Source organism: Oleiphilus sp. HI0123 (assembly GCF_001635315.1).
Window position 1 is genome coordinate 1 of record NZ_LWGE01001271.1, and the last position, 4,573, is coordinate 4,573.

Below are 4,573 nucleotides of genomic sequence, written 5' to 3' on the forward strand. Positions count from 1 at the left end.
ACTCTCTTTACTTAATCACTGAGCTGGTAAAACGCACGATGCGCATTCCGAATATTTATGTTGATCAGCCTCTCGAAGCATCCTCAAATACCGTAATCGAGGGCCAAGCAGCGCAGCACCTTTTAAAAGTGCTTAGAATGAAAGCTGGTGACCAGCTTAGGCTTTTTAATGGCGACGGTAAGTTCTACCCCGCTACCATTCAGGAAACTAGCAAAAAGTCTTTCGCTACTAGTATCGGCATCGCTGAAAATGCTGTCAGTGAATCTAAACTTAAGACCCATATCGGCCAGGTCATGTCTCGGGGTGACCGAATGGACTACGCCATCCAAAAGAGTACTGAGATGGGCGTTAATGCGATTACACCCTTAGATAGTGAGCGCTGCGAATTGCGCCTTAACAATGAACGTGCAAGCAAACGTGTTCAGCACTGGCAACAGGTTGCAATTAGCGCTGCTGAACAATGTGGGCGCGCAACGGTGCCGACCGTCCATCCGATATTGAATGTCGATGACTGGGTTCAGCAACAATCATCTAAGGGCTTGTCTTTGGTTTTACACCACAGAGACCGCCAACGTTTATCTGATATCTCCCCCGCCCCTGGCCATGTCAATATTCTTATTGGTCCTGAAGGGGGGTTAAGTGAAGCTGAAATCAGCATGGCCTGTGATAATAAGTTTATCCCAAGCACCTTCGGCCCAAGAGTATTGCGTACAGAAACAGCCCCTGTAGCGTGCCTGGCATTGCTTCAGTGGCTCTGGGGGGACTTTAATACCTAAGCTGCTCTAGCCAAGTGAAAGATTAAAAATACTCAGATTAGACTCAAGATTACTTAAGCTTTTATTCCTTTAACACTGTGGAATCAACACAATGAACACATTCCAGAACCTCCGCCAAAAGCACAGCTGGTTTTTACCTATCATTATCCTAGCGGTGGCAGCCTTGATCATTTTTGCGCTCGTCGTTTCTAAGCCCAAACCACCCAAAAAAGAAACCAAAGAAAAGGAATGGCTAGTATCAAGCATCATACTTAAGGAAACCCAGGCGCAGCCTCAAGTCGAACTATTGGCACGGGTTGAATCGCCTTTCGACTCAACATTAAGCGCTGCGATCACTGCCGACGTAATGCAAGTTCCAGTGCGAGAAGGAATTAGCGTAAAAATGGGCGACCTACTGGTCCAACTCGATGCTCGCGAAATCGAACTTACCCTGGCACAGCGGCAAGCTGATATTAATGAGCTAGATGCTCTAATCGATGCAGAGAAGCTACGCTTTAAAACCGATCAGGATTCTCTGGTTGAAGAAAAACGATTACTAGAAATTGCCGAGCAAGCACTGGCCCGTCAGGCAAAACTAAAAGCTTCTAACCTGGTCGCACAGGAACGCTACGATAGTGCCGAGTCTAGCCGTGCTCAGCAAGCTTTATCCGTCAATGCCCGAAAGCTAAATATTGCCGACCACCCTAATCGTTTAAAGCAGCTTCAAGCTAAAAAAGTACGAGCCCTCACCTTGCTGAAAGACGCAGAAATCGATGCTGAGCGCGCTCAGATCAGAGCCCCTTTTGACGGTATTGTCACAAGTGTTAAGGTCGCTCCGGGTGAGCGAATACAAATGGGACAAGCACTGGTTTCTCTCTACGACCGAAAGAATATGGAGCTCCGCGCTCAAGTACCCGACAAATATCTGGCACTTATTAGTGATGCACTGCAACAGGGTATCAACATCCAAGCCACGGCACTTAGCCATCAATCAGAAATACCATTACAACTTCTGCGATTATCTGGCCAGGCAAGTCTCAGCAATGGCGGTGTCGATGCTCTATTTAGACCTGCTAGCGAAGAGCATAACTTGATTCTAAACAAAGCATTACGATTACGCATTGATATGCCAGCACTAACAAACGTATTCACTCTACCCGTGTCGGCAATCTATGGAACAAATCGAATTTATCGTATTGAGGAGGGACGGCTTCAATCGCTAAATATTGAAGTATTAGGAAAACAGCTTTTAAGTCTTAGCACGAATTCTGCAAATGAAGAGACTCTTCAAGACAGAGTCATTATTCGTAGTAAGCATCTAGGCGATGGCGATAAGGTCACAACAACCCAACTCCCCAATGCAATTTCCGGTCTAAAAGTTAAAGAGCGTAGCTAAGAATGAGCATTGTAAATCACGAACAAAACCCAGGTGATCACCGCTCAGATTTAATTGGCCGCTTTGCTCAACATAAAGTAGCAGCCAACCTGCTCATGCTGATTATGCTGCTTGCAGGTGCGGTATCACTAATCAAACTTAACACTCAGTTCTTACCAAACTTCGAACCCGACTACGTTATCGTCCGCGTTACCTGGCCAGGTGCCAGTGCAGAAGATGTGGCCAAGTCGATTGTCACACCGCTAGAACAGCAGTTGCGCAATCTAGATTACGTGAAAGAAATGCGTTCGACGTCTTATCAAAGCGCTGGCGTCATCGTCCTGGAATATGATGAAGGCAGTGATATGGGTTTGGCCCTCGACCAAGTTAAAGAATACGTTGACCTGGTAAGAAACCTTCCCTCTGATTCTGAAACGCCCGAAGTATCAAAAGTTTCGTTAAATGAGGACGTTGCAACCATCATTCTTTCTTCGGATGGCACATTAGAAGAACTACGCCCACTTGCCTACCAGTATGAAAGAGAACTACTAGACAGAGGCGTTGCAAAAGTCGAGTTTATTGGCCTGCCATCTCAAGAGATAGCCATTCAGGTTGATAGCAAACAGATCAGCGCATTAAAAATGTCACTTCCCCAACTCGGCCAGCAAATACTCAATGCCAGTCAGGATATCCCAGCAGGTACCAGCGGAAAAAGTGAAGCAGCCAAAGAACTTAGAAGCATTGAACAGCGAAGAAGTGAAAGTGGCTTTGAACAGCTAGCCATACTAAGCGGAAGTTCTGCCGAACCCATTAAGCTCGAAGACATCGCGGTGGTGCAACAACGTAATAAAGACAATCAAATAGAGGTCTTTTATCAAAACAGGCCTGCTGTTTTGTTACGAGTTCTTCGCACCCAGTCTTCCGACACTTTGAAAGCAGCTGAGACTCTTAATAACTGGTTGGCTGACACAAAGCCCCTACTCCCTCAAACTGTTCAGTTACACGCTTATAATGAAGCCTACGTACTAATTGAGGACCGTATTAACCTGCTAATCAAAAACGGCCTAGGCGGCTTGATTCTAGTGGTCAGCATCCTATTCATATTCCTCAATGGTCGTGTGGCCTTTTGGGTTGCTGTCGGTATCCCAATATCATTTATGGGCACACTTGCAATACTCTACCTCGTTGGCGGCAGTATCAACATGGTCAGCATGTTCGCGCTAATCATGGCGCTGGGCATCATTGTCGATGATGCAATTGTTGTAGGCGAAGATGCCCTCACTCACTATAGCAAAGGTGAAAACCCTCTACGTGCTGCTGAAGGCGGTGCTCGCAGGATGTTCGTGCCAGTCTTATCTTCTTCGTTGACAACCGTTTCTGCCTTCCTGCCATTGATGCTCATTAGCGGCATTATCGGCAACATTCTGTTCGACATTCCACTAGTAATTATCTGTGTCATTATCGCCTCTGTAATTGAGTGCTTTCTCGTCTTACCAGGTCATTTAAATCATTCCTTTAAGCGCTCCTTTAAAGCCAATGCAGCGGGTTCATATCGGGAAAAAATCGATCAAGGTTTTAATCGCTTTCGGGATAATTTCTTCCGCCCTTTATCCGAAAAATCGATCGAGAATCGAGGCGTTATTCTTTGTCTATCCGTCGCGATCCTGGCTGTCAGTATCACTCTGATTGCCTCGGGCCGGGTCAAGTCAGACTTCTTCCCCCAACCTGAAAGCCATATATTACTTGGCAACGTTAAGTTTGCTTCAGGAACACCGCCTGAAAAAGTACGCGAGTTCGGCCTTAACATGGAGCAAGCCTTGCAACAAGCCGATGCAAAATTCGCCAAGGAACAACGCATGGGCGATGCTGATAGCCTGGTCGTTCATAGTGTTCTTAGGATTAACCAGGCCAGCTTCGATGGTGGCCAGAACTACTCCACGGGTGAACAATATGCTTCCGTTCACGTAGAACTTTTAACACCAGACGCTCGCGATATAAGAAACCCCGAATTTATTGAAGCCTGGAACGATTTCATCGACCAACCCGATGGCGTAGAGCAGCTGAGCATATCTAGCCCACGAGGTGGTCCACCGGGTAAAGACGTCGATATATTCCTCACTGGGCAAGCGACTTCGGTACTCAAACAAGCGGGTGAGGACCTGGCGACCAAGCTAAAAACCTATGTCGGCGTGCGTGATATCCAAGACGACCTACCCTTTGGTAAAAACCAATTTATCTACTCACTTACGCCTCTGGGAGAAGCGCTTGGCTTCACCGTCTCGGATGTTGGCAGACAATTACGAGCGGCCTTCGACGGCCAGCTTTTACAAGTATTCTATGACGAGAATGAAGAGATCGAGGTTCGGATTATTCTTCCCGATGAAGAGCGCAACTACTCTCGTATTCTCGACAACTTCCCTCTCGTTACACCCTCTGGTGATAT

The 4,573-nt window shown here is 46.7% G+C and carries 3 protein-coding genes; all 3 read left to right on the forward strand.

Annotation, left to right across the window (positions count from 1 at the left end):
- Positions 1 to 776: 16S rRNA (uracil(1498)-N(3))-methyltransferase (locus tag A3761_RS15040; RefSeq protein WP_231881229.1), on the forward strand; the 776-nt coding region annotated here is incomplete at its 5' end.
- A 91-nt stretch (positions 777 to 867) separates the two neighbouring features.
- Entirely contained in the window at positions 868 to 2,151 is a 1,284-nt protein-coding gene (locus A3761_RS15045) for an efflux RND transporter periplasmic adaptor subunit (protein WP_068554961.1), read from the forward strand.
- Positions 2,152 to 2,153: 2 nt separating this feature from the next.
- Positions 2,154 to 4,573, forward strand: a 2,420-nt coding sequence (locus A3761_RS15050; protein WP_068750432.1) for an efflux RND transporter permease subunit, incomplete at its 3' end; no start/stop codon positions are given.

Excerpts from the sequence above, each read along its gene's own strand:
- A3761_RS15045 (WP_068554961.1), top strand. The coding sequence starts at position 868 with ATGAACACATTCCAGAACCTCCGCCAAAAGCACAGCTGGTTTTTACCT.